The 2,160-nt window shown below is 69.4% G+C and carries 2 protein-coding genes and 1 pseudogene; 1 reads left to right on the top strand and 2 read right to left on the bottom strand.

Annotation, left to right across the window (positions count from 1 at the left end; all coding sequences use genetic code 11):
- Both glp and cutA read right to left on the bottom strand, forming a co-directional pair.
- A partial coding sequence (glp, locus tag I71_RS25315) for a gephyrin-like molybdotransferase Glp (RefSeq protein WP_244434044.1) occupies positions 1 to 1,313 on the bottom strand: 1,313 nt, incomplete at its 3' end.
- Positions 1,314 to 1,486: 173 nt separating this feature from the next.
- Positions 1,487 to 1,843 (bottom strand): divalent-cation tolerance protein CutA, encoded by a 357-nt coding sequence (gene cutA / locus I71_RS25310; RefSeq protein ID WP_042700299.1) that lies wholly within the window; start codon positions 1,841 to 1,843, stop codon positions 1,487 to 1,489.
- Positions 1,844 to 1,971: 128 nt separating this feature from the next.
- Between cutA and I71_RS25305 the strand changes: the two are divergent.
- Positions 1,972 to 2,160: pseudogene (locus I71_RS25305) on the top strand (hypothetical protein); the annotation flags it as partial.

Genomic DNA, 2,160 nt, shown 5'->3' with positions numbered 1-2,160 from the left:
GGTGCAGCACTCCCGCCGCAGGGGTGAAATGTAGCATCTCCGCCACGGTGGCGAAGATGCGCAGCTGCTCCAGCGTCACGCGAACAGGCGGTGAAGGGCAGGAAATCGACCAGATCGCCGGGATGCACGGCGGTGGCCTCGGCCGGCATGTCGACCAGCCCGTCGGCCTCCACCATCGAGGTCAGCACGCCGGAGCTGTTGCTGGGGAACTTGACGGCGACCGGGCGTCCGTCCGCGCCACGCTCCAGCCGGGCGCGCAGGAATTCGCGGCGGCCGGGCTTCTTGGTGAAGGTGAAATCGGCAACCACCAGACTGCGCGGGGTGGCGATGCTGCTGGCTCCCGACAGGCGCAGCACCAGCGGCCGGCCGACCAGCAGGAAGGTCACCATCGCCGACACCGGGTTGCCGGGCAGCCCGAGGAAGGGCGTGTCGCCGACCCGGCCGAGCGCCAGGGGCTTGCCCGGCTTGATCGCCAGTGTCCACAGGTCGATCCCGCCCAGCGCGTTGACTGCCGCCTTGACATGGTCCTCCTCGCCGACCGACACGCCGCCGCTGGTGACAATCAGGTCGGCGCTGCCGGCGGCCTCGGCCAGCGCGGCGCGGGTGGCATCCGGGCGGTCGGGCAGGATGCCGAGGTCGCGCACCTCCACCCCCAGAGCGTCGAGCTGGGCCGCCAGCGTGTAGCGATTGGCGTCATAGATGGCGTGGTCGGGCTTGGGCGTCCCCGGTTCGCGCAACTCGTCGCCGGTGGAGAACAGCACCACCGTCAGCCGCTTGCGCACGGTCAGGGTCGACCGGCCGACCGCAGCGGCCAGCCCGACCTCCTGCGCGCGCATCCGCTGGCCGGGGTGCAGCACCATCGCACCGGCGGCCATGTCCTCCCCGGTCAAGCGGACATTGGCGCCGCGCTTCAGCGACGCCGGGACCAGAACCGCATCGCCCTCTGTCCGGCAATCCTCCTGCATCGCCACCGTGTCTGCTCCAGCGGGAACCGGCGCGCCGGTGAAGATGCGCACCGCCTGCCCCGCCGCGACAGTTCCTTCGAATTTGGAACCGGCCGGCACCCGCCCGACGATATCGAGCCGGCGAAACCCTTCCCCCGCAGCGGCGGCGAAGGCCCAACCGTCCATGGCGGAGACATCGGCCGGCGGCACGTTGATCGGCGCCGTCACCTCCTCCGCCAGAACACGGCCAAGCGCCTGACGCAGCGGCACCTCCTCCGTCCCGGTCACCGCGCCGTACCCCTGTGCGACGCGCGCGACCGCCTCGTCCAGCGACAGCGGAATGGGGCCATGTGCGGAGCAATCGTCCATGATCTCGGTGTCCTCGATAAGATGGGCCCGGCCCGGTGTCGGTCGTGTCGGCCCGATAGCGGTCGAGTGCCATGCCGGTGGGTGGTCAGGCATCGCTCTTCCTAGGCCCAACTGCAGCCTGCGACGTTGATCCGCGTCAAGGCTCTGTTTGGGTTTTTCTGCCCGTCGGCGCCTTACTCCGTCTCCGCCAGCAACCAATCGAGAAAGGCAGGGTTGCCGCGCCCGACCGCCAGTTCGACGACGCAGGGCGTGTCATAGCTGTGCAGCTCACGCACACGGGCCGTCAGGCGCTCGAACAGGCGGGATCGGGTCTTGGCGATCAGCACCGCCTCATCTGCTTGCTCCACCGCGCCGTTCCAGCGATAGACGGAGGTCATGCCGTCCAGCACATTGGCGCAGGCGGCCAGCCTTTCCTCCACCAGACTCCGGCCGATGCGCAGCGCCTCCGCCTTCGAGCCGGCGGTGATGTAGGCGAAGGCCAGATCGTCAGTCCCGGTTTCCGGGCGGGCTTCAGGGCAGGTTTCCGGCATGGGGAAGTCGCCTCCTTTTCGATGCACCTGTGCTGCGCTTTCGCGTAGGATGTCCGCACTTTGCCACAGCCCCCACCGGGGCCGGCAATCCCCAGTCCGATCCCGCCCCCGCAAGAGCAGCCCTTCCCATGGCCAAGTCCCGCCGTTCCCCGTCCCGCAGCACCCCGTCCGACGCCCAAGGGGCATGGCTGCGCCGCGGTCTGGACCAGCCGGGCGGCAAGCTGCCGCTGTTCGACGAGCGTGGACAGCGCGTGAAGAAGGCAACGGTCGAAACTTGCTTGAAGGCCGGCTGGGCGGAACGCTTGTTCGAAAATCCG

This window comes from Azospirillum sp. B506 (assembly GCF_000333595.1).
Classification (GTDB): Bacteria; Pseudomonadota; Alphaproteobacteria; order Azospirillales; family Azospirillaceae; genus Azospirillum.
The sequence above is the reverse complement of the archived record's forward strand: the minus strand, read 5'-3'. Positions and strand labels throughout refer to the sequence as shown.